This window comes from Nodosilinea sp. LEGE 07088, from assembly GCF_015207395.1.
GTDB lineage: Bacteria > Cyanobacteriota > Cyanobacteriia > Phormidesmidales > Phormidesmidaceae > Nodosilinea.
The window spans coordinates 1-20,637 of sequence record NZ_JADEWX010000053.1 but is presented as its reverse complement, the minus strand read 5'-3'; the positions used below and the strand labels follow the sequence as shown (position 1 = coordinate 20,637).

Genomic DNA, 20,637 nt, shown 5'->3' with positions numbered 1-20,637 from the left:
CTACAAAAGCTAAAATGCTTGACTATAAAACTTCTTCAGCTAAAAGTTGCCCCTTAACCCGTTCGTATTCATCCTCAAGAAGCCAGTCTTGGGCTGTTTCATAATTGGAGTGAACCACTACGAGTTTGTATTCCAATGCAGGGTTGAAGATACGACAAGTGCCGTCCTGATCACCCACAAGCATAAGAATCTTAGGTGGAAAAAGAACGGGATCAACCCAGAGTTCCAGGAATTTCCAAGTTTTAGCTTGTTCTGCGAGGGCTAATGCGTGGGATTGCATGATATTCACCTGTTGTCTTCACGACTTTGATCTCACCGTAGTAAAGTGGGATTTGACTGCCATCTGCCTTAATTATGTAACCGATTGGCTCTGAAAAGTAGAGTCCATATCGCTCGTAATCATCGTCTTCATCTCCTACCCCGGTTTGCTCTCCGCCTGTGATAATAGCCTGCGTGACTCGTTCTAGGGTTTCGCGATCGTTGAATACGTGCGCTCTGCCTTCTCTCCGGAGCAATCGTTGGACTTGAGGGGTATTCGGTAAATGGCGATCGCTCAGGCTTGGTCGGGGATCTGGAGTGATATCTCGGTCAATTCCGCTCATGGATTGGGCGATCGCACATTAATTTCAGAACCATCATTGTAAGCAATTGTGCGGGTTGCCAAACCTGTAGGGGTTGTGGAGCGGACTTCATTATAATGCATTCGTACAGCAGATACCTTGCTGTCATGTCTGCTCAGGCAAGCCGAGATCTCCATAGGCACTTGCAATGACAACAACATAGCCGTCCGGATCACGAAGCCAAACTTCACGATGGTTGGCATTGGGATTCACTTTTGGCGCTTCAAGAACCTGTGCAGCGTGCAACTGAATCCGGCGAAGTGTTTCATCAAAGCTATCAGTTTGGAACCAGAGCACAACTCCGTTTCCATAAGGTTGATACTCGGAATTACCTAAATGTGGATGTTCATGTATATCCCAATGATGGAGTTGCATGATCATCTGACCATCAAACACAAGTCTTTCATATTCAGAGCCACCATGACCACTTTGACACCCAAGTATTGCTTGATACCACAAACTACTTACTTCAATATCCCGAACTGCGATCAGTGGCTGCGGATTCATCGGTTGCTCCATTAGGTTTACTCCCCAAGTATCGCCGATAACTGGAGCCGCATAACGTTACTATTCAGCGGCGGTAAATAACCTCGCATCTACACCAGCGGCTTGAGGCAGTCCGCTGCAACAGCGTTGTTGTGATGCGCGAACAACTCAACTTTGCTACAGAATATCCGACTCTCGTTTTGACACACTGGATTGATAGGAAAACTTAAAAGTTAAGATTGGTCGTTAACTATCTTGACAATACAGTATGTACAAATTTGCTGCGGCTTCAGAGAATGAACTCATCGTATTTGGCTCTGCTCGGCCCGGATACACCAACAAACAAGTCAATCAGTGGATCGATTTCATGCAGAATCAAGGCATTCAGCGCGTCTGCTGTTTATTGCCCGAAACTCGACTAACTTGCTATTCAAATTTGCTTGGCGCTTATCGAAAAGTCTTCGGACTCGATCAAGTCTGTTGGGCACCGATCGAGGATTTTAACTTGGCGGTACCCGAAATTCTTGTTTGCCAGATTTTGCCTTTTTTAACCATTGCCAACCAAAAGAATGAGAAGGTGGTTGTTCATTGCTCCGGCGGAATTGGCCGTACAGGACATATTTTAGTAGCATGGCTCATAGCTGGATGCGGATTCTCCAAGAAATCGGCGATCACTGCCGTCAAGCAAACTGGGAGAAATCCTTACGAAGCTGTAATCGCAGCCCCATTCAAAGGTCGAAATCCTTGGGAAGTTGCTGCGAAACTTAATACCCTCCTGGATGAGTGTGATCGTTTCAGAAACAAGCTGATCTAGCCTGATACCGAGCACCAACCAATACGTTTCAAACTACTGTCCCTACCGACAAACTGAGCGGCACAACAAGTTATTGGATCGATCTAATCTGCCCATCTACCTCGATCGGGGTAGATGGGCAGATTATTCGCCGTCTAATCCCCCCCTAGAGGGAAGATGGGCAGCAGATAATCTGCATAATAGCCGTTTCAGGGGTTAGATGGGCAGCGAAGATCTGCATATCTTCTATTTCCACATTGGGGTGGGTGTGGGGTGCAAAGTCTACTGGGTAGTCAGTTAGGCTGCCCTCTTCTTGATAGGTTCCCTACGGTTGCCGAAGAGCGTCTGTACCAGTACCTTTTTTGACTAAGCCGTTTGAACCGAGCGGCGGCAATGCAGAACTCGAAAATCTTGACGCTGTCCGTGGATGTTACGAGCACCCCCAAAAAGCTAGCCCCTCAGGCATCTTGACCCCAAGGATCTAACACAGTATCTACCCTGAGGATGTGTCAGGCAATCAGCCAGTGTGCTGTTACCACCGGACGGAACTCCAGCCATTTTGGCAAGCGCATCAGATGCGCCAGCGCGTTCCATCCCCATCGGGAACGTCATCATTTCGACGTTGGGATCTGGCGAGTTCAACCGCTCAAGTTTGACAGCGAGAACGGTTTCGTAAAATTTCGTCGCCCGATCCATGTCTTGCCCATAGATCTCGAACCAACTAACTGGGTTAAATTCCATAGTGTCCTCGCTTAACAATTCCAGCCAGACGAAGAAATAGCAGTCAGTTTCCCGATCGCGGAGCCAGGTCATCCCTTTGCCGCCCGCTCGATCTCAGCGATGTCGATCTTTACCATCTGCATCATGGCCTCCTGGGCTCGGCGAGCCCGTTCTCTATCGGGGTCGTTCAGCAATTCCATCAGTCGGGTCGGCACAATCTGCCAGGAAAGCCCCCAGCGATCTTTGATCCAGCCGCAGGCAACTTCTGAGCCACCATCCGCAAAGGCAGCCCACAGTCGATCCACTTCAGCCTGGTTTTCGCAGTAGATCTGAAACGACACGGCTTCGGTGAAGGGAAACTGCGGGCCACCGTTCAGCCCCATATATTTCGCCCCAGCCAGGGTGAAATCGACGGTCAGCACGGTACCGGCGGGGCCGCTGGGTGTGTCAGCCGGTGATTTCAAGACGCCATCAATGCTGGAATCGGGCAGCAGTGAAACATAAAACTGGGCGGCGGCTTCAGCGTCGCCATCAAACCATAGACAGGGAACAACTTTCTGCATGATGTTCAGTCCAAATAAGTGGGATAACAGGTTCGTAGATTTGTTCAGCCAGGGTCATACGAAATCCGTTTTGGTAAACCCCGATTCATAATCAGGAACCCTGTAGGGGCGTAGCATGCTACGCCCCTACAAACCGGGGATATTCAGTCAGGATTTGGTATCAGGTATCGGCGCAATCGTCGCTGCCCTCAAACGACATGGGCACCGAAACGTGTTCGTGAATGATTTGCCAGCCGGTTTCGCTCCGCTGGCAAGCCGCTGTCATTCGCATCCGCAGTTGGGCTGCAGGATGATCGGGCACGACGCCCTCAAAGTGGGAGAGCCAGTGGGCCAAGGCCAAATCGCCGCTAACGGTGATGGTCATCTCGGCCTGTTCAATGCCCGTCATCTCCGGCATGTAGGGCAGACAGGTTCCCCACATTTGGCGGCAGGCGTCGATGCCGTTGAGCGTAAGGGGCGGTTTCACGTCAAAAATGACGACTTGTGGGTCGTAATGGGCCACGATGCCCTCCAAGTCTTTGGTGCAGATAGCGCGGGTGTGAGCCTCGATGAGCTGGCGAATCTGGGTTTCGCTTTGGGTTTTTGGGGTGGTCGTAATCATGGTGTAAATCCTCATTGTTGGTTTTTAGAGGGACGCACTACCGTGCGCCCGTACCAGCGAGTGGAATTGGCATCCATTGCTCTCGCTTCTATGAATTAGTCGAATGGAGCATTTCTAAGTCGACAGGTCGGCGGTATTTTTTTCAAGACTTTCGGGAAGCCCTGAAAGCTCCATCACAGGCCGAATTTCGATGGTGCCTTTGTGGGCAGCGGGGATGCGTCCGGCGATGTTGATGGCTTCGTTGAGGTCGCGGGCATCGATCAAAAAGTAGCCGCCGAGCTGTTCGTGGGTTTCGGCAAAGGGGCCATCGGTGATGAGCTGTTTGCCCTGGCGCACGCGCACGCTGGTGGCGGTGGCAACGGGCTGCAGGGGAGACGCTCCGATAAACTGGCCGTTAGCCTGAAGCTGATGGGTGAGCTGGATCGATTCGGCGTAGCACTGTTCCTGTTCGTGCTCGGTCCAGGCAGTTTCGTCACTGTAAACAAGCAGCATGTATTTCATAGTTGGGCTCCTGGGTTGGTGGTGTTTATGGTTTCGCTTATAGGTGAGCGATAAAGTCTGGTGACTCTTGCCACCGATCATTCAGGCCATCCACATAGGTGATTGGGATCGTTGACAATTCCGCTTCAGTGACGCCCTCAAGGCAGCCGATGTTGATGCCGTACATCTGGCCGATGGGCGTTTCGTTGCCGACCCCGAAAGCGCGGACACCGCAGCGCTTACAAAAGAAGTGCTGATTCTTTCGGGTATTGAACAGATACTCGGTCAAGTCTGTGTTGCCCGTTATCAGACGAAAAGCGTCTGGTTGGGCAACGGCTACCCAGAACCGAGTGCGCCGACAAATCGAGCAGTTGCACCGATACGTGTTTTGGGCGAGATCGAGGTCGGCTTCGAATTTGACCGCACCACAGTGACAACTCCCCTTGTAGGTTTTCAGCAATGTTTTAACCCTCATCTAAACGAAAAATTGGTGATATTCGGTTGCGGAGAATGGCGACAAGGGCGCAAGCCTTGCGCCCCTACCGCCCCTATCTTCCCTACCGTCTTCCTCTCTGTATCTCCGTGTCATCCATAAGTGGGCTGCTGCGGCCAGCCGGGGGGGGAGTCTTCAAAGTCTTCCTGGCGACCGTAGGGGGTGATATCCAGTAGGCTGTAGCTGTCGGTCAAGTTTTCAACCCCGCGACCATAGGTGGAGTAGGCGTGAAAGACCTGGTCATCTAGCTGGAAGAATACACTCATGCCATGACACTCGCCTTTGAAATCGGATCTTCCTAGATTGGCCTCCAGTTCTGCTTGATCGCGGTAGTTGTATTCAATCGGCGCGACAGATTCGTCTTGGGTGACGTGAAAGTCATAGTTGAAGTCGCTGTGGAAGGAGGAAAACCAGGGCCAAGGCCAGCCCTGGGCAGCTTTGTAGCGTTCTAGTTTTTCTAGCGGGGCGCGGGAGATCAGCACAAAGGTGGTGTTGCGTTCGGCCAGCATACTCAGGTCGCCCAGAGCACTCACGAGCCCGGTGCAGCCCATGCAGCCTTTCTCCCAGGCGGGGTCAAACATGAAATGATAGACAATCAGCTGACGGCGGCCCTCGAATAGATCGAGCAGGCTGGTTTTACCTTGGGGGCCGTCGAAGACATAGGGTTTTTCGAGCTGGACCATGGGCAGTCGCCGCCGCTGAGCATTGACGCGATCGCTTTGTTTAGTCAGCGCCTTCTCCTCAGCCAAGAGCTGTTTTCGCTCCTTGAGCCAGTCCTCTCGCGAAACTATAGGTGGATGGGCGATCGGGGTACTTGGCATGATGTTGTCTCCTTAGCGTTCATCGTCCGTTCTATGGGAACGACCTGACGTGGCTTCGAAATAGTGACCTTCACTAAGTAGTCGTTTAGAGCGAGCGCAAATCGACAAGAGCGCGAAAAAACTTTTCAGCCCAGTTCTTGTAGGCATTTTCTGGGAAGACGGCATGGGCCAGATGGACGTCGTTTGGGCATCGGTCTGATACGGTGATTAGGCGTCTGAAATTAGCGATCGCACCCATTGCCGCAGAGCCTGTTCCGCTTCTACCTCGTCCCGACGAGCGGCGGCTAAAAATTCGTAGAGTTTTGCTTTAGGCACCTGCGGAAATGTAGGGCTGGCGTCTACTTCGTGGTACTCGCGATCGCGCAGCTCGTAAATCCGCCACACCTCACCGTTGTATCGCCAAAATTCTGGAACACCCAGGCCAGCATAGAGCGCTGGTTTATCAATGTCGGTGTGGGTGATATCAACCTCGACAATTAAATCGGGCGGCGGGTCTTGGTCGAGGTCAACCATTCGGCCCGCCACCAGTGGCTGATTTTGAATGTAGTAGGCATTGTCAGGCTCAGCCGCCCGCTCCAATTCCTCTTGCTCTAGGGTCGTGGAGCCCATCGTTTTGAGCTTCATCCCCAACTCCACCACCAATATCCAAATGAATTTCTCAATCATCCGCGCAGAGAATTCGTGGATTTCCAGCGGCATGGTAACTTCTAGCGTCCCCTTTAGATAAGTGAAGTGAATATTACGATTGTCTCCATTGCGGCTGAGGATGTCTCGCAGGGTTTGATAACGCTGCCAGTCGAGCGAATGAAACAACAATCGGCGTTCGCCAATGGGTTGTGGTATCGGCTGAGGAACAATGGGGGCGACACTAACCATAGGATTGAGAAAGGACGCTAATGCCTCTTATGCTAACGGCTGCAGAGTCTAGCGTGATAGTTCGTTATGGTAAGCCTGCGAATGGCCCTGCGCTCATCCACCAGCCTCTCGTAGGATAGCTTTGCTAAAGATGCGAATTACGGAAAATATCGATAGAACTCTCGCGATGCAAGACTCGCCCAAAGAGGACGGTGTCGCCCTTCACTCTGGCTGCTCCAGAATGGCAAAGATCGTTTCTCGGCTGACGGGTTCAGAGTCTTTGCCCTCGTCAATCGCTTTGATCATGGCAAGGTCTTCCAAGGCTTCAATAATTAGCTCTTGAAAAAGCTCCCGCCGCTCTTGAAAGATTTCGAGTATGGTGGCCTTCATGACGTCTTTGAGCCGGTCTTCATTCAGGCTAGGTTTGGCCATGGGCAGTCTCATCCTTGTAAGAGGTACTGGGTCTACTCTGTACTAGGTGCGATCGCGTTGTCGCGTCAGCCCAGTTCTCGCAGGCGGTTTTCCAGGAAGCGGCGCTCGGGCGCTTGTTTTGTAAGCGCTAGGGCCTGCTGGTAGGCGTCTCTGGCTGCGGTCACCTGCCCGAGTCGCCGACAGAGATCGGCGCGGGCGGCATGGGCCAGATGGTAGCTCTGCAATTGGCCCTGTTCCAGCAGCGCATCCACCAGCTTTAGTCCCTCGGCGGGGCCATCCCGCATGGCGATCGCTACGGCTCGATTCAGCGCCACGATCGGGGAAGGGTTGAGCTGGGCCAGCACGTCATACCAGGCGACGATCTGAGGCCAGGCCGTTTCTGCGGTGCTGGGGGTCTGGGCGTGGATGGCTGCGATCGCCGCCTGCACCGAATACACCCCAAACCGGCCTGACGCCAGTACCTGCTGCACCAGGGCTCGACCTTCAGCAATCTGGTCGGCGTCCCACAGAGAGCGATCCTGGTCTTCCAGTAAAACCAAATCGCCCGTAGGAGAGGTGCGTGCTTCTCGCCGAGATTCTTGCAGCAGCATCAGGGCCAGCAGGCCCATGACTTCTGAGTCCGGCAGCAGCTCCATCAGCAGCCGTCCTAGGCGAATCGCCTCTTCGGCAAGCGTTGCCCGCGTCACGGCTGGCCCGGAGGACGCCGCGTAGCCCTCGTTAAACACGAGATAGATCACCTGTAGGACGGTTTCGAGGCGATCGGGCAGGTCAGCCTTCGAGGGCACTTCGTAGGGAATGCCCGCGTCGCGAATCTTGGCCTTGGCCCGCACAATTCGCTGGGCCAGGGTGGAGGGAGAGACCAGGAAAGCACTGGCAATTTCTTCGGTGGTCAAGCCGCAGACTTCCCGCAGGGTCAGCGCCACCTGAGCTTCGGCGGCCAGAGCGGGATGGCAGCAGGTGAAAATGAGCCGCAGGCGATCGTCCTCCACCTGGCTATCATCGGCGATCTCGTTCGAAGTAGCTTCGGTGTTCAGTTTTGACGCTAACTCCCCCAGAGAAGCATCAAACCGGGTGCGGCGACGCAGGGTGTCAATCGCTTTGAACCGTCCGGTAGACACTAGCCAGGCGTATGGGTTGGCGGGTAATCCCGACCGGGGCCACTTTTCGGCAGCGACGGCAAAGGCATCGTGGAGGGCTTCTTCGGCGAGGTCAAAGTTGCCCAGCAGACGAATCAGGGTGGCAAACACCCGCCGCGACTCGGTGCGGTAGAGAGCCTCTACGGCCTGATGGATGTTGGGGACAGTGGTTTTGGCCATGGCTGAGGCCCGTGTTTTGGCGAGTTGAATGTTATAGTATAATTGTACTGTGCGGTTATCGTTCCACGACTCTTACAGCCTAAACAGCAGGCTCAGAAGTCGACTTAACGAGTCAACTAAATGTTGCGAAACCCAAGTAGTGCTCCCTGCCTCCTTAGCTCCAACGAGCAGCCCTGACCGGAAGGAACGGTGTAGCGAAGAGGCCAGAGGCGCAGCTTAGGTGATAGCCGTAACCACCATCGGGGGTAAAATCAGTCATTATGAAGAAACGTAATAGTGTCTTTGTACCGATTTGACCTATGGGCGACTTCAACATTCAGGCTCCGTTTGAACCCACGGGTGACCAGCCCAAGGCGATCGCGGGGCTGACCAAGTTCCTGCAAGACCAAACTAAGTACCAGACCCTCCTGGGGGCCACCGGCACGGGCAAAACCCACACCATCGCCCGCGTCATCAACAACATCGGCAAGCCCGCCCTGGTGCTGGCCCACAACAAAACCCTGGCGGCGCAGCTCTGCAACGAGCTGCGCGAGTTTTTCCCCGACAACGCCGTCGAGTACTTTATTAGCTATTACGACTACTACCAGCCCGAGGCCTACATTCCCACCACCGACACCTACATCGCCAAAACGGCGTCGATCAACGACGAGATCGACATGCTGCGGCACTCGGCCACCCGCTCCCTGTTTGAGCGCAAGGACGTGATTGTGGTCGCCTCGATCAGCTGCATCTACGGCCTGGGGATTCCGTCGGAGTACCTGAAGGCCTCGATTCCGCTGAAAGTGGGCATGGAGGTTAACCAGCGCCAGGTGCTGCGCGATCTGGCCTCGATTCAGTACTCTCGCAACGACCTGGATCTGGGTCGGGGCAAGTTTCGGGTCAAGGGCGATGTGCTGGAGATCGGCCCCGCCTACGAAGACCGCATCATTCGAGTCGAGTTCTTTGGCGACGAGATCGACGCCGTGCGCTACGTTGACCCGATCACCGGGGCCACCCTGCAGAGCATGGATGGCGTCAGCATTTACCCGGCCAAGCACTTTGTCACCCCCGACGAGCGCATCGATGAAGCCTGCCAGGCGATCCAGGACGAGCTGAAGGAGCGGCTAGAGGTTCTGGAAAAAGAAGGTAAATTGCTTGAAGCCCAGCGGCTGGAGCAGCGCACCCGCTACGACCTGGAGATGATCCGCGAGGTGGGCTACTGCAACGGGGTGGAAAACTACGCCCGCCACCTGGCCGGTCGCCAGGCCGGGTCGCCGCCGGAGTGCCTGCTCGACTACTTTCCTAAAGACTGGCTACTGGTAATCGATGAGTCCCACGTCACCATTCCACAGATTCACGGCATGTACAACGGCGATCGCAGCCGCAAGATGGTGCTGATCGACCACGGCTTTCGGCTGCCCAGCGCCGCCGACAACCGCCCCCTCAAGGCGGAAGAGTTTTGGGACAAGGTGAACCAGTGCATCTTTGTCTCGGCCACCCCCGGCAACTGGGAGTTTGAGATCTCCGAGGGCAAAGTAGTCGAGCAGATTATTCGCCCCACCGGGGTGCTCGACCCCGAGATCTTTGTGCGCCCCACCGATGGGCAGATCGACGACCTGCTGGGCGAAGTGCGCGAGCGGGCCGCCAAGCAGGAGCGGGTGCTGATCACCACCCTGACCAAGCGCATGGCCGAAGATTTGACCGACTACTTTGAAGAGCACGGGGTGCGGGTGCGCTACCTGCACTCCGAGATTCACTCCATCGAGCGCATCGAGATCATTCAGGATCTGCGGGAAGGTCTCTACGACGTGCTGGTGGGGGTCAACCTGCTGCGGGAGGGGCTCGACCTGCCGGAGGTTTCTCTGGTAGCGATTTTGGATGCGGATAAAGAGGGGTTCCTGCGGGCAGAACGCTCTTTGATTCAAACCATCGGTCGCGCTGCCCGCCACGTCCAGGGGCAGGCGATTCTCTACGCCGACAATTTGACCGACAGCATGGCTAGAGCCATCAGCGAAACCGAGCGCCGCCGCGCCATCCAAACCGCCCACAATGAGGCGAACGGTATTACGCCTACCTCGATCATTCGCCGCAACAGCAACTCGATTCTGTCGTTCCTCGAAGTCTCGCGCCGCCTCAACGCCCACGAGTTGGAAGAGGTCTATGAGCACAAAGATGAGCTGCCCCTGGAGGAGATTCCAGAATTCATCGGCCAGCTCGAAAAGCAGATGAAAGAAGCGGCCAAAAACCTCGACTTTGAGGAGGCGGCTAAGTACCGCGATCGCATCAAAACCCTGCGCGATCAGCTCTTAGGCAAGCGATCCTAAGGTAGTTTAGATATTAAGTTTTGGCGGATCTCTGACTACCCAGCCCCCATGGTTCAAACCAGGCCCCTCACATTTGCTGACTATCTGGCCTACGCCGATGGTACCGATATCTGCTACGAACTGGTTAGGGGTTACCTCGTTGCCATGACACCGCCAACCTGGCAGCATCTACTCATTGCGCGCTATCTAGAACGTATTTTTACCGCCGCTATTGAATCAATCGGCGAAGATTGGATTGCGGTACAGGGCGCTGGACAGCAGATTGATGAGGAGACCTCTCGTTTACCTGACGTTATGGTCGTCCCCATGTCAGCCATCCAAGACGCGGGGGAGAGTACCGCCATTTTGCAGGTGGCCGCTATTTTAGCGGTTGAAATCGTCAGTCCTAGCTCCGTTGCCGATGACTACCTGCACAAACTGGCAGAATACGAAGCCAAAGGCATTCTCGAAAGGATGCACCTTCGTATCCAGCCGACATAGGTTTGCTCGGTTCGGTAAGAGTAGTGCTTTAGGCGAATCGCGTCGCGAACTTGGTCAAGGAGTTTTCTGGGTTGAGATTCCATAGGGAGGATGCAGTAAGACTAATGTACTAAATGCTACACCTTAAGTCTCCGTACCCCAGATAAAGATTTGCTGAAGCTATCTGCATAACACCCCACAGAAGGTCTACTATGCGGAGCAAGATCGGCATAGTACCCTGTCACGGGGTAGTTATTAAGACGTTAATCTGCATAACACCTCCATATGGGGAGATAGCCCGATCAAAATCTGCATAACACCCTATTTTGGGGATTTATGCCGACAGTTTTCAGCCTAACCTCCCCTCTTGGAGGCGATATTCGACTCAAGATCTGGCTAACTATCCTGACCAGGGGTGTTATGCGGAGTACAGAGGGAAAAGCAGGCTAAACAGTAGTTGGGCTGCTTAAGGTGTCGGTTAGGGAAGTAACCTAAAGCTTGTCTATTGGTACGCAGTGTTACGTCATCTCAAAATCATTTGTTGAATGCTACCTTGGGGTTGATCATATCTTTTCAAACCCATGTCAAAGATTAACCTAGAGACTTTCGACCTGACGCAACTTCCAAGTGCAGAAGATGATGCCTTTGAATTCAAATCGAGTAGTACTTCACTCGAAGCACTCAAGAAGAAACTAAGCTGTGCAGTGTCAGGCTTTGCAAATTCTGGAGGTGGATACTTTATTGTTGGCGTTGATGGTAATGGAGAAGCAGATGGTGGATTACCTCTAAAAAATGGAAAACAGGATTTACGTGATTGGGCTGATCAAGTTATTAATCAAGTGGAACCAGTTCCTAGGTATGACATCAAACTAATCCATGATTCAATGGGACAAGGTACTATCCAGCCAGGTTCAGTCGTTTTAGTAGTTGGTATTCATGAAAGTTATGCTGGGCCACATATGGCTCCAGATAATCACTATTACATTCGAGCAGGTGCTCATACAATCAAAGCCAAACATTTTATTGTCGATGCCATTTGGGCTAAGAGGCACTTTTCAAAGCCGCGATTGACACATCTATTTCGTCTGAAACCAGGCAAAGAAGAAGCTATACAACTTGGAATTCTTGCACTTACTGATTCACCAGCAGTTGATATCAAAATTGACGTTTCGCCTTTGCCTCAGATGATCCAACATTGTGAGAGCCTTTTCCCTCTTCAGGCATCAATTATTGATCGAAATAATCCGTTCTTTTTTGATGTGACAACCTACGTTGAAGCCAAAGAACGTTTTGGGGATGATGTATATCTTGAAGTGGAGTATTGTGATCTTGCTGGAAATTTTTACACTTATAAATCCAAAGTTGAAGTTACCGGATCAGTCCCGCCAATTTCTATTGGAAATGATAATCCTGCCAAGATGGTAAAAGCGCTTGAATTGATTAATAAGGCACTATTGCAACTTACAGCTTCACGCGAGAATGCAGCTAAACCTAGCCTTGTTCTATCCAAGCCGCCAGAAAGCATATTCATAGACGTTGAGAAGTTGATTCCTGAGCTTCTAGCAGAGATGAGAAATGATCTGTTTGAACACCCATTTGCACGAGAGCTTATTCTCATGCCCAAAGGTGCAGTTTATAACGGAGACCCTAACAATTTAATTCTTGAGTATTATTTTGAAAATCACACTTGGTTGAGAAGCAAGATGAGGATCTTGGAGAATTATGCTTTAATTTATGAAATTACTTACAATAGCACTCCCCGTTTTGTTATCTCTGAGGAGCTTGCTGCTTATTTAATAAGCAGTCAAACAAAATAGCTTATCTCTATACCCGTCTTTTCCAGCAGCCCAACACTGCGCTGCAACGGACGGACAACAGATCTCGGTGGTGTCTCAGAGGTTGTCTGCCGCCGTTGAGCTTCACCGTTAGCACCCAAGGAAGTATCGGAATAATAAGATGATCGAAGAACTATACTCAGTTATAGAAGAAAAGTATTTTTCATCAGGCGACTTCAATGGAATGCCAATTTATGGATTGGAAGGCATCTTTGATATTAACGATGAAGCTTTTAAAGCTTCGATTCGGCAGGCTATCGAAGATGAAATCTTGACTGCTCGCTTTGAGGGTAACCCTCATATAAGAGCTTTTTCAAAAATTCCAAAAGATAAAGTACTTGAGGGATTCGATGCCGCAGAATACCCCGGTCACACATGCCTATACCCTCATGAAAAAAAGCTGGCTAGCTCGGAGAAATTAGCCGCATATAGTGAAGCACCCTACGAAATGGAGCTTGCCAAAGGTGCTGGTCAACTCGACTTTAGAACTTTTGATTTGTCAGTTTTGGAATATTACCGAAACGATCCTCGCTATTCATATAACACCGACTTCATCCATGGACAAATATGCATCACTGATGAATATTTCGAGTCTGATAGTGTCCCAGAACATGATCAGGTACTGCTTCAAACATTTGGCTTTGCCTACGACGATGATCTAAACAGATATGTCGCAGTATTTTTGCGATACCTTGGGAATCTCAGTCCTGAGCATCAGAAGGTTTGGGCAGCAAAGGAAGTAAAAGGAGATATTAAGCTACACCCTGATTATTACGCTTCAAGTATATTGGGTTCGTGGGGCACTCGAATGTCCATTTTCAGAGCATTTACTGAAGAATTAAAAATCATCAATGAAATGAGTGCCTTGATCGGAAAGCCTGCTCTCTTTCGAAATAGCTACGATGAAGAAACACCCAAAGAGTTTGGCTTTCTTTTGCGCCCTACACATGCTGAATTTAATAACTTTGTGCTGTTATTGGATAAAATGATGTCCGACAACATCAACAAAAAATTCTTTGAAGACGATGTGGAGCTGGAGGATGAGGAAGAGAGGGACGATGGAAAAATCGTCGTAAAGCCTAAAGGCACTATACAAATCCTTGAAGCGTGGGTTAATAAATATTTCAAGCCCTCAGACCCGACGCCAATTGAAGAAATGATGAAAACCTTTAGAAAGGTGAGGCAGCTCCGTCAAAAGCCAGCTCACAAAGTCAATATTGATTCTTTTGATCAGGAGCTATTCAAAAAGCAGAGAGAAATTGTTGTAAATGCCTATGACTCAGTCCGAACATTAAGACAAATTCTGGCAAATCATCCAAAAGTCAGAGCGAATCCGCCAAAGATAAACGAGCAGCTATTTAATGGGGAAATATGGGACATATAAATGTGCTAACAAGCGGCTGCTGTCGGACTGGTAAAAGCTCCGGCTTCGCCTCCACTTTTACCAGCCGCAGAGCCGGGCGTTATGTAGCTTGGTTACTTGCTGTGGCAATAGTATAAGAACGGGGTCTTAAGGGTGAGGTTCAAGAATTGCGTCTGAGTCTAGCCAAGCCAAACATCGAGCCCAACGTCAAGATTTGGCGACCTGATGGGAGTGCCTATGAGCTACTCAGTGCTTCTGGAATTACCACCTCAATGCCGCGACAGATATTTCAGGAGTATCTGATTGGCGTCATTGAACAAGGACAGGCGAATTTTACTTATCGGGGAGAGAAATTTTACATTGGCGGTGGGAGTTTGCTGCTCATCCAGCCAGGAGAACCCTTCGCCGGTCAAGGGAGCCCTGAGCATCCCCGTACATTTCGGATGCTTCATACCAGTCCCCAATTCCTTCAGCGATTAATCTCAGACTTGACAGAGCGAGAGGCGCAATTACCCCACTTCAACCAACCCATTGAACTGAATCCGAGCATCATTCAGGCATTCTCCCGCATTCATCGCGCTTTGGAAATGCCGCATTCTCGCTTAGAGCGGGATAGTTGGCTGCTAAAAATAACTGCTTTGTTGCTTCAGCACTGCATTGTTGAGCCACCTCAGTTACCGCCTTCTCGTCGAGAGAGCGATCGCGTTAAGCAAGTGCGCAGCTTTCTCATGGAAAGGTTTACGGAAAACGTCTCCCTAGAGGAGCTTTCAGCCTTGGTCAACCTCAGTCCCTTCCGGCTCAATCGCGTATTTTCTCAAGAGGTTGGTGTCCCACCCCATGCGTTTCTTAATCAGGTGCGGGTTTGGCAGGCAAAAGCGCAGTTAGCGAGAGGCATCCCAATCGCACAAGTGGCAGTCGAAACAGGTTTTTACGATCAAGCCCATCTAACCCGGCATTTCAAGCGACTTTTAGGCTATACGCCTGGAATTATACAAGGCGGCAAGAACGTACAATCACCCCCTTTGACTTGAACTCTAAGATAGTGATATCAAGCATTTGAGATGCAGGAGTTCAGACGAAATGAGTCAACTCTCCAATCAACTCGATCACTATCGGTTACTAGGGCGTTCGGGATTACGGGTGTCACCGCTTTGTCTAGGTACAATGACTTTTGGCAACAGCTGGGGGTGGGGGGCTGATGTTGACGAATCTCAGCGGATGCTGGATGTGTACGCTGATCTGGGCGGCAATTTCATTGATACGGCCAATGAATACACCGACGGAGAAAGCGAATCCATTCTCGGGAGCGTCCTACAGGGGCGGCGGGAGCGATTCGTGATTGCAACGAAGTTCGGTCTCTCTCGACGTGAAGGCGATCCAAATGGGGGAGGTGCCCATCGCAAATCCCTGAAGCGCGCTGTTGAGGATAGCCTTCGTCGCCTAAAAACTGACTACATTGATCTCTACTATCTGCACATATGGGATTGGCGCACACCGATTGAAGAAACTCTGGGCGCGATGAACGACCTCGTGCGCGAGGGGAAAGTCCTATATCTCGGCATGTCCGATGCGCCTGCGTGGAAAGTTGCAGAAGCCAATACTCTGGCACGCATGGCACATTGGTCACCGTTTGTAGCCTACCAAGGTCGCTACAACCTCATTGATCGCACATTAGAGCGTGATGTGCTGCCGATGTCTGTGGATCATGGGTTACAAACAGTCACCTGGCAAGCACTGGCTTCAGGGATTCTCACGGGCAAGTACGCTAAGGCTAATTCAACTAACGCCCCAGAAGAAGGAACCCGTAGCGGGATGGTGCAAGGCGCAGGTTGGCTAACTGACCGGGCATTGGCCATTGCCGCTGAGGTGAAATCTATTGCAGATGAGATTAATTCAACGTCTGCGGAGGTTGCGATTGCCTGGGTGTTGAGCCGGTTTGGTCGTCCCATTCCGATTCTAGGGGCGCGCACAGCGTCGCAACTTCAGGAAAACCTCAAAGCCGCGACACTCACTTTACCCGAAGAGACACTGTCGAGGCTGAGCAAAGTGTCTGCTTTTGAGTTGGGATTTCCACACGATTTTGCGTCCAGCGAAGCAGTCGCCGGAATTATCGATAAGGGGGTAACGGTTGAGCGGGGGCCGCAATTTGACTATAACCGCTGGCGATGAGCCATTAGTTGCCAACCAATGATAGGAGTAAATACCATGATTTTAATTACAGGTGCGACTGGCAATATTGGAAGCGCATTGGTTCAGCAATTTGCGACAGCAGGCATTCCAGCCAAAGCATTAGTGCGGTCGCCCGAAAAAGCAAAACAGATCACAGCTCCAAATATCGAGACTATTGTCGGCGACCTGGCTCAGCCAGAAGAGATGAGAACCGCCTTGCAAGGGGTGAAGAAGCTCTTTCTCCTATCTTCTCTGGATCCTCAAATACCTCAACTACAGCAGCAGGTCATTCAATCAGCGCAGAAAGCAGGGGTTGAGCATGTGGTTAAACTCTCGGTAGAAGGCGCTGACCCACAATCGAGTTTGAGCGTCAATCGCTGGCATGGAGAAGTTGAGCAGTATCTGGAGGCTTCAGGGCTGACGTGGACATTCCTTCGTCCGACTTACTTTATGCAAAATCTGCTAATGTCGGCATCGACGATTCGAGAGCAAAGCTGCTTATTTGCCACAGGCGATACGCTCACAGTTGCGATTGATGCAAGAGATATTGCTGCTGTGGCCTTAAAGGTTTTGACCCGTGGGGGACATGAGCAAAAACGCTACCACCTGACTGGGGCTGAAGTTTTGTCATTTAGTCAAATGCTGCAACAGCTTGGAGAGGTCTTAGGACGGGAAGTCAAACTCATTCAATTGTCGCCAGCAGACTATCGCCAGGGGATGATCAGCGCTGGAATACCTGATTGGTTGGTCAATTGTTTAACAGAGATGGGGAACGCACCCGCTCAGGTTCCCGTGATTGAAGATACGGTGTCTATGATTACGGGGCGATCGCCAATTTTATTCCAACAGTTCGCGGCAGATTACGCCGAGCAATTTCGTTAATTCGTGGCATTTTGCCAGGGAGGTCGCGATGAATAACAACTTATTTTCCAAGATGGCTTTTCTGTATGTCGGCTCTGCTGATTTCGAAGCTGATTTCGAGTTCTACCGCAACGTGCTCGGCGCTCAACTCGTTTGGGGATTTGATCGCTTTGGGGCAAAAGTTGCAGCATTCAAGTTGGGAGATAGTCCGTTAATCCTGATTGCCGACCATTTAAGCGCCCCCAGTATCATGCCAATTTTTGCAGTTGATGACTTGTCGAATGTAGTTGCCACACTAACCGCTAAAGGTTGGCAAGCAGAACGCGGACCAATGGAAATGCCCAATGGAACCTGCTACGTGTTCCATGATCCAAGTGGGAATCGATACGGCATTTTTGAAGATGTTCGACCTTTTGCTATGGAAAAGGCTTACCAAGATCCCACCAATACCCATCGTATTTTTTGAGGAGCTACGAATGAGCGCTATTGAAACCTATCTAGCAGCCTGGAACGTTGAAACATCTGAAGAAAGACAACGTTTGCTCCAAAGCTGTATGACAACCAATGCAATCTACATTGACCCACATGCGCCCGAACCGATTCAGGGAATCGATAGCATGCAAGCCTTAATTGAAAAATTCCGATCCCGTTTCGATCACAAGTTAATTGCAGAAGAGGAGATCGATGCACACCACAACGTGTTTCGACTCCGATGGAAATTACAGCAAGATAGTGGCGAGATACTATCGTGCGGGCTAATGGTGGGCGACTTAACCGATGCAGGAGTCATAAAACGGATTGTCCAGTTTGTCGATACTGTCGCTACATAACCAGCCTATTGCAGCGGACTGGCAAAGGTAATGGGTGTTGGGGCAAGAGTGATTGGCAGCCGCTGAACAGGATCGTTAGGCTGCTTCAGCCAAGTTTGCTGTTGGCATTCAAGCCCAAAGCACCTCAGAAAACTCTTGTAAGGCAGGATTTTGCAGCAATCGGCTGGGTATTTGGAGCAAGTTACAATGATAAAGCCTCCATTGCAAATGATCGGATTTGATGCCAACAGATAGTCAATCAAGGTGCTTGTATCAAATTAGCCACCGTCTAACGTATCAAATGTTACAATCTATTCATTTAGTTTGTATCGATGGTCGAACCCAGAATCTGTATGTGTTGGCAGGGCAAAACGAGGAAATTGAGTTTGAAGTTACTCCGAATGGGGAGGTGCTGTGATGAGTTCAGTTAACTATGCAGCAATGTCTTACCAAGAACTAAGGCGTTATTTTCTGACCCATCGAGATGATAATGCTGCTTTCCAGGCTTACTTAGCAAGGCGAAGAGAACGTTCCCTTCATGTCATCACGTCAGTTAACGATCTAGACTTCGATAGCAAAATTCAGGCATCTATTAGTCAGCAGATGGCAGAGTATCAGAGTGGCAACGCAGGCTAACATAAGCTCTGGTGCAGCGGATGGTTATTTGTTTGGACTACTCTAAAGAGCGATCGCCCTGGGGTTGGGCGCAGTGCAGCAGCAGTTGCCCATCTTGAATGTATAGATCTGCTGCCCTAATTCACATCTCTTAGACAGCACGGCTCAACTTGCTCTTGTTTCGGCGATCGCTCAGCACACTAGAATAGGGACGCCCCCTTAGTGCCAGCCCTGTGCTAGACCTAGCCAAATTATTTCCCTTTCCCCTCGATGATTTTCAGCATGAGGCCATAGACGCCCTAGATGCCGACAAGTCTGTGGTGGTGTGCGCGCCCACTGGATCGGGCAAAACGCTGATCGGCGAATACGCCATTTATCGAGCCATAGCCCACGGCAAGCGGGTGTTTTATACCACTCCGCTGAAGGCGTTGTCTAACCAAAAGCTGCGCGATTTTCGCGACCAGTTTGGCTACGAAAATGTGGGCCTGCTGACCGGAGATCTGTCCATCAACCGCGATGCCCCCATCGTGGTGATGACCACCGAAATCTTTCGCAACATGCTCTACGGCACGCGCATTGGCGAGACCGGCACCACCCTACAGCAGGTCGAAGCGGTGGTGCTCGACGAGTGCCACTACATGAACGATCGCCAGCGCGGCACCGTCTGGGAAGAGTCGATTATCTACTGCCCCCCGGAGATTCAGCTGCTGGCCCTGTCGGCCACGGTCGAAAACTCTGGTCAGCTGACCGACTGGCTGCAAAAGGTGCACGGCCCCACAGAACTGATCTACTCCGACTTTCGCCCGGTGCCGCTGCAGTTTCACTACTGCACCGGCAAGCGGTTGGTGCCCCTGCTCGACGATGCCCAAAAGGCGATCAACCCCCAGCTAAAAAAGCAGCGCAAGCCCCAGCGGCAGCCAGGCCGACGAGGCGGTGGGCGAGTCAGCCTGCCCTTTGTGATGGGTCAACTGCAAGAGCGGGACATGCTGCCCGCCATCTACTTTATTTTTAGTCGCCGGGGCTGCGACAAATCGGTGGATGAGGTCAGCCACCTGTCGCTGGTGACCGACGCCGAGGCCCAGGAGCTAAAGCTGCGGATTGACACCTTCTTAGCCCATAACCCCGATGCCGGGCGAGCGGGCCAGGTGGGGCCGCTCTACCGGGGCATTGCCGCCCACCATGCGGGCATTTTGCCCCTGTGGAAGGGGCTGGTGGAAGAGTTATTTCAGGCCGGGTTGATTAAGGTGGTGTTTGCCACTGAGACCCTGGCGGCGGGCATCAACATGCCCGCCCGCACCACGGTGATTGCCAGCCTCTCGAAGCGCACCGACAGCGGCCACCGCCTGCTGACGTCGTCGGAGTTTTTGCAGATGGCGGGCAGAGCCGGACGGCGGGGGATGGATGAGCAGGGCCATGTGGTCACCGTTGAAAGCCCCTTTGAAGGGTCGCGGGAGGCGGTGCACCTGGCCACCTCGGGGGCCGACCCGCTGGTGAGCCAGTTTACCCCTGGCTATGGCATGGTGCTCAACCTGCTACAAACCCACACCCTGGATGAGGCCAAGGATCTGGTCGAGCGCAGCTTTGGCCAATATTTGGCCACCCTGCACCTGGTGCCCCAACAGGAGGAAATCGATCGGCTAGAGGGGGCGATCGCCCATCAGCAGGCCCAGCTCGCCGCCTTTGATGAAGACCTACTGGCTGAGTACGCCAAACTCAAAGAACGGCTCAAGGAAGAACGCCGCCTGCTCAAGACTCTCCAGCAACAGGCCGCCCAGGTGCTGGCTGAGGACGTGGGCAAGACAGTACCCTTTGCGATCGCAGGCACCCTGCTTTCGCTCAAGGGCAAGCATATGCCGGTGAGTGAGCCGGTTGCCGCCGTGTTAGTCACTAAGGTGCAGGGGTCTGGGCAGTTCCCTTACCTGGTGTGCCTGACCCAAACCAACCAGTGGTGCGTGGTCACCGCCACCGATGTGGTCGGCCTCCACGCCGATATTCCCCGCTTGCAGTCGGTCGATACCCTGGCCCCCCCGACCGATCTCCCCC

The 20,637-nt window shown here is 51.9% G+C and carries 22 protein-coding genes and 2 pseudogenes; 11 read left to right on the top strand and 13 right to left on the bottom strand.

The genetic code is table 11. The features are described 5' to 3' along the window. Positions 1-22 precede the first annotated feature (22 nt). The 3 genes from IQ254_RS13790 to IQ254_RS13785 all read right to left on the bottom strand — a co-directional run bounded on the left by IQ254_RS13790 (position 23) and on the right by IQ254_RS13785 (position 1,127). Positions 23-280 (bottom strand): hypothetical protein, encoded by a 258-nt coding sequence (locus IQ254_RS13790; protein WP_193966734.1) that lies wholly within the window; start codon positions 278-280, stop codon positions 23-25. Continuing rightward, positions 243-602: a hypothetical protein gene (locus IQ254_RS33650; protein WP_278000326.1), complete on the bottom strand. Its 360-nt coding sequence runs from the start codon at positions 600-602 to the stop codon at positions 243-245. The genes IQ254_RS13790 and IQ254_RS33650 overlap by 38 nt, the downstream gene beginning before the upstream one ends. A 123-nt stretch (positions 603-725) precedes the next feature. After that, a complete protein-coding gene (locus IQ254_RS13785) occupies positions 726-1,127 on the bottom strand; it encodes a VOC family protein (RefSeq protein ID WP_193966748.1) in 402 nt (133 codons plus the stop codon). Between the two features lie 247 nt (positions 1,128-1,374). Here IQ254_RS13785 and IQ254_RS13780 point away from each other — a divergent pair, with 247 nt between their 5' ends. Further along, a complete protein-coding gene (locus tag IQ254_RS13780; RefSeq protein WP_193966733.1) occupies positions 1,375-1,920 on the top strand; it encodes a dual specificity protein phosphatase family protein in 546 nt (181 codons plus the stop codon). Positions 1,921-2,421: 501 nt separating this feature from the next. Here the strand turns inward: IQ254_RS13780 and IQ254_RS33645 are convergent. From IQ254_RS33645 to IQ254_RS13740, 9 genes and pseudogenes are all read right to left on the bottom strand, one after another. Next, positions 2,422-2,640: pseudogene (locus IQ254_RS33645) on the bottom strand (VOC family protein); the annotation flags it as partial. A 68-nt stretch (positions 2,641-2,708) separates the two neighbouring features. Then, complete coding sequence (locus tag IQ254_RS13775) at positions 2,709-3,182, bottom strand: VOC family protein (RefSeq protein ID WP_193966732.1); 474 nt, start codon at positions 3,180-3,182, stop codon at positions 2,709-2,711. A gap of 160 nt (positions 3,183-3,342) precedes the next feature. Then, positions 3,343-3,783, bottom strand: coding sequence for a nuclear transport factor 2 family protein (locus IQ254_RS13770; protein WP_193966731.1), 441 nt, complete (start codon positions 3,781-3,783; stop codon positions 3,343-3,345). Between the two features lie 114 nt (positions 3,784-3,897). Further along, positions 3,898-4,284 (bottom strand): YciI family protein, encoded by a 387-nt coding sequence (locus tag IQ254_RS13765; protein WP_193966730.1) that lies wholly within the window; start codon positions 4,282-4,284, stop codon positions 3,898-3,900. Positions 4,285-4,321: 37 nt separating this feature from the next. Continuing rightward, positions 4,322-4,723 (bottom strand): GFA family protein, encoded by a 402-nt coding sequence (locus IQ254_RS13760; RefSeq protein ID WP_193966729.1) that lies wholly within the window; start codon positions 4,721-4,723, stop codon positions 4,322-4,324. Positions 4,724-4,848: 125 nt separating this feature from the next. Further along, positions 4,849-5,577 (bottom strand): DUF899 domain-containing protein, encoded by a 729-nt coding sequence (locus IQ254_RS13755; RefSeq protein WP_193966728.1) that lies wholly within the window; start codon positions 5,575-5,577, stop codon positions 4,849-4,851. 207 nt (positions 5,578-5,784) lie between these two features. Next, positions 5,785-6,453, bottom strand: coding sequence for a Uma2 family endonuclease (locus tag IQ254_RS13750; RefSeq protein ID WP_193966727.1), 669 nt, complete (start codon positions 6,451-6,453; stop codon positions 5,785-5,787). Between the two features lie 201 nt (positions 6,454-6,654). Next, complete coding sequence (locus IQ254_RS13745) at positions 6,655-6,864, bottom strand: hypothetical protein (RefSeq protein ID WP_193966726.1); 210 nt, start codon at positions 6,862-6,864, stop codon at positions 6,655-6,657. A gap of 65 nt (positions 6,865-6,929) precedes the next feature. Continuing rightward, positions 6,930-8,180, bottom strand: a complete 1,251-nt coding sequence (locus tag IQ254_RS13740) for an RNA polymerase sigma factor (RefSeq protein ID WP_193966725.1) — start codon at positions 8,178-8,180, stop codon at positions 6,930-6,932. 299 nt (positions 8,181-8,479) lie between these two features. Here IQ254_RS13740 and uvrB point away from each other — a divergent pair, with 299 nt between their 5' ends. Next, complete coding sequence (uvrB, locus tag IQ254_RS13735) at positions 8,480-10,483, top strand: excinuclease ABC subunit UvrB (protein WP_193966724.1); 2,004 nt, start codon at positions 8,480-8,482, stop codon at positions 10,481-10,483. A gap of 48 nt (positions 10,484-10,531) precedes the next feature. Further along, positions 10,532-10,963, top strand: a complete 432-nt coding sequence (locus IQ254_RS13730; protein ID WP_193966723.1) for a Uma2 family endonuclease — start codon at positions 10,532-10,534, stop codon at positions 10,961-10,963. On the opposite strand, the pseudogene IQ254_RS33640 reads toward IQ254_RS13730, so the two are convergent. After that, positions 10,933-11,046 (bottom strand): annotated as a pseudogene (locus tag IQ254_RS33640) (phage integrase N-terminal SAM-like domain-containing protein); the annotation flags it as partial. The gene IQ254_RS13730 and the pseudogene IQ254_RS33640 sit on opposite strands and share 31 nt — an antisense overlap. 477 nt (positions 11,047-11,523) lie before the next feature. Between IQ254_RS33640 and IQ254_RS13720 the strand changes: the two are divergent. The 8 genes from IQ254_RS13720 to IQ254_RS13680 form a co-directional block, all read left to right on the top strand. Further along, positions 11,524-12,759, top strand: a complete 1,236-nt coding sequence (locus IQ254_RS13720; RefSeq protein WP_193966721.1) for a helix-turn-helix domain-containing protein — start codon at positions 11,524-11,526, stop codon at positions 12,757-12,759. 139 nt (positions 12,760-12,898) lie between these two features. After that, positions 12,899-14,161 carry an AAA family ATPase gene (locus IQ254_RS13715; protein WP_193966720.1) on the top strand — a complete coding sequence of 421 codons (1,263 nt, stop codon included), beginning with the start codon at positions 12,899-12,901 and terminating at the stop codon, positions 14,159-14,161. A 146-nt stretch (positions 14,162-14,307) separates the two neighbouring features. Then, a complete protein-coding gene (locus tag IQ254_RS13710; RefSeq protein ID WP_228040661.1) occupies positions 14,308-15,171 on the top strand; it encodes an AraC family transcriptional regulator in 864 nt (287 codons plus the stop codon). Between the two features lie 49 nt (positions 15,172-15,220). After that, complete coding sequence (locus IQ254_RS13705) at positions 15,221-16,309, top strand: aldo/keto reductase (protein ID WP_193966718.1); 1,089 nt, start codon at positions 15,221-15,223, stop codon at positions 16,307-16,309. 36 nt (positions 16,310-16,345) lie between these two features. After that, on the top strand, positions 16,346-17,191 hold the full coding sequence (locus tag IQ254_RS13700) for an SDR family oxidoreductase (RefSeq protein ID WP_193966717.1): 846 nt from the start codon (positions 16,346-16,348) through the stop codon (positions 17,189-17,191). A 28-nt stretch (positions 17,192-17,219) separates the two neighbouring features. Further along, the gene (locus IQ254_RS13695; RefSeq protein WP_193966716.1) at positions 17,220-17,636 is read left to right on the top strand and encodes a VOC family protein; all 417 of its coding nucleotides are present in this window, start codon (positions 17,220-17,222) and stop codon (positions 17,634-17,636) included. Positions 17,637-17,646: 10 nt separating this feature from the next. Next, positions 17,647-18,000: a hypothetical protein gene (locus tag IQ254_RS13690; protein WP_193966715.1), complete on the top strand. Its 354-nt coding sequence runs from the start codon at positions 17,647-17,649 to the stop codon at positions 17,998-18,000. An 827-nt stretch (positions 18,001-18,827) separates the two neighbouring features. Further along, on the top strand, positions 18,828-20,637 hold a 1,810-nt coding region (locus IQ254_RS13680; protein WP_193966713.1), incomplete at its 3' end, for an RNA helicase.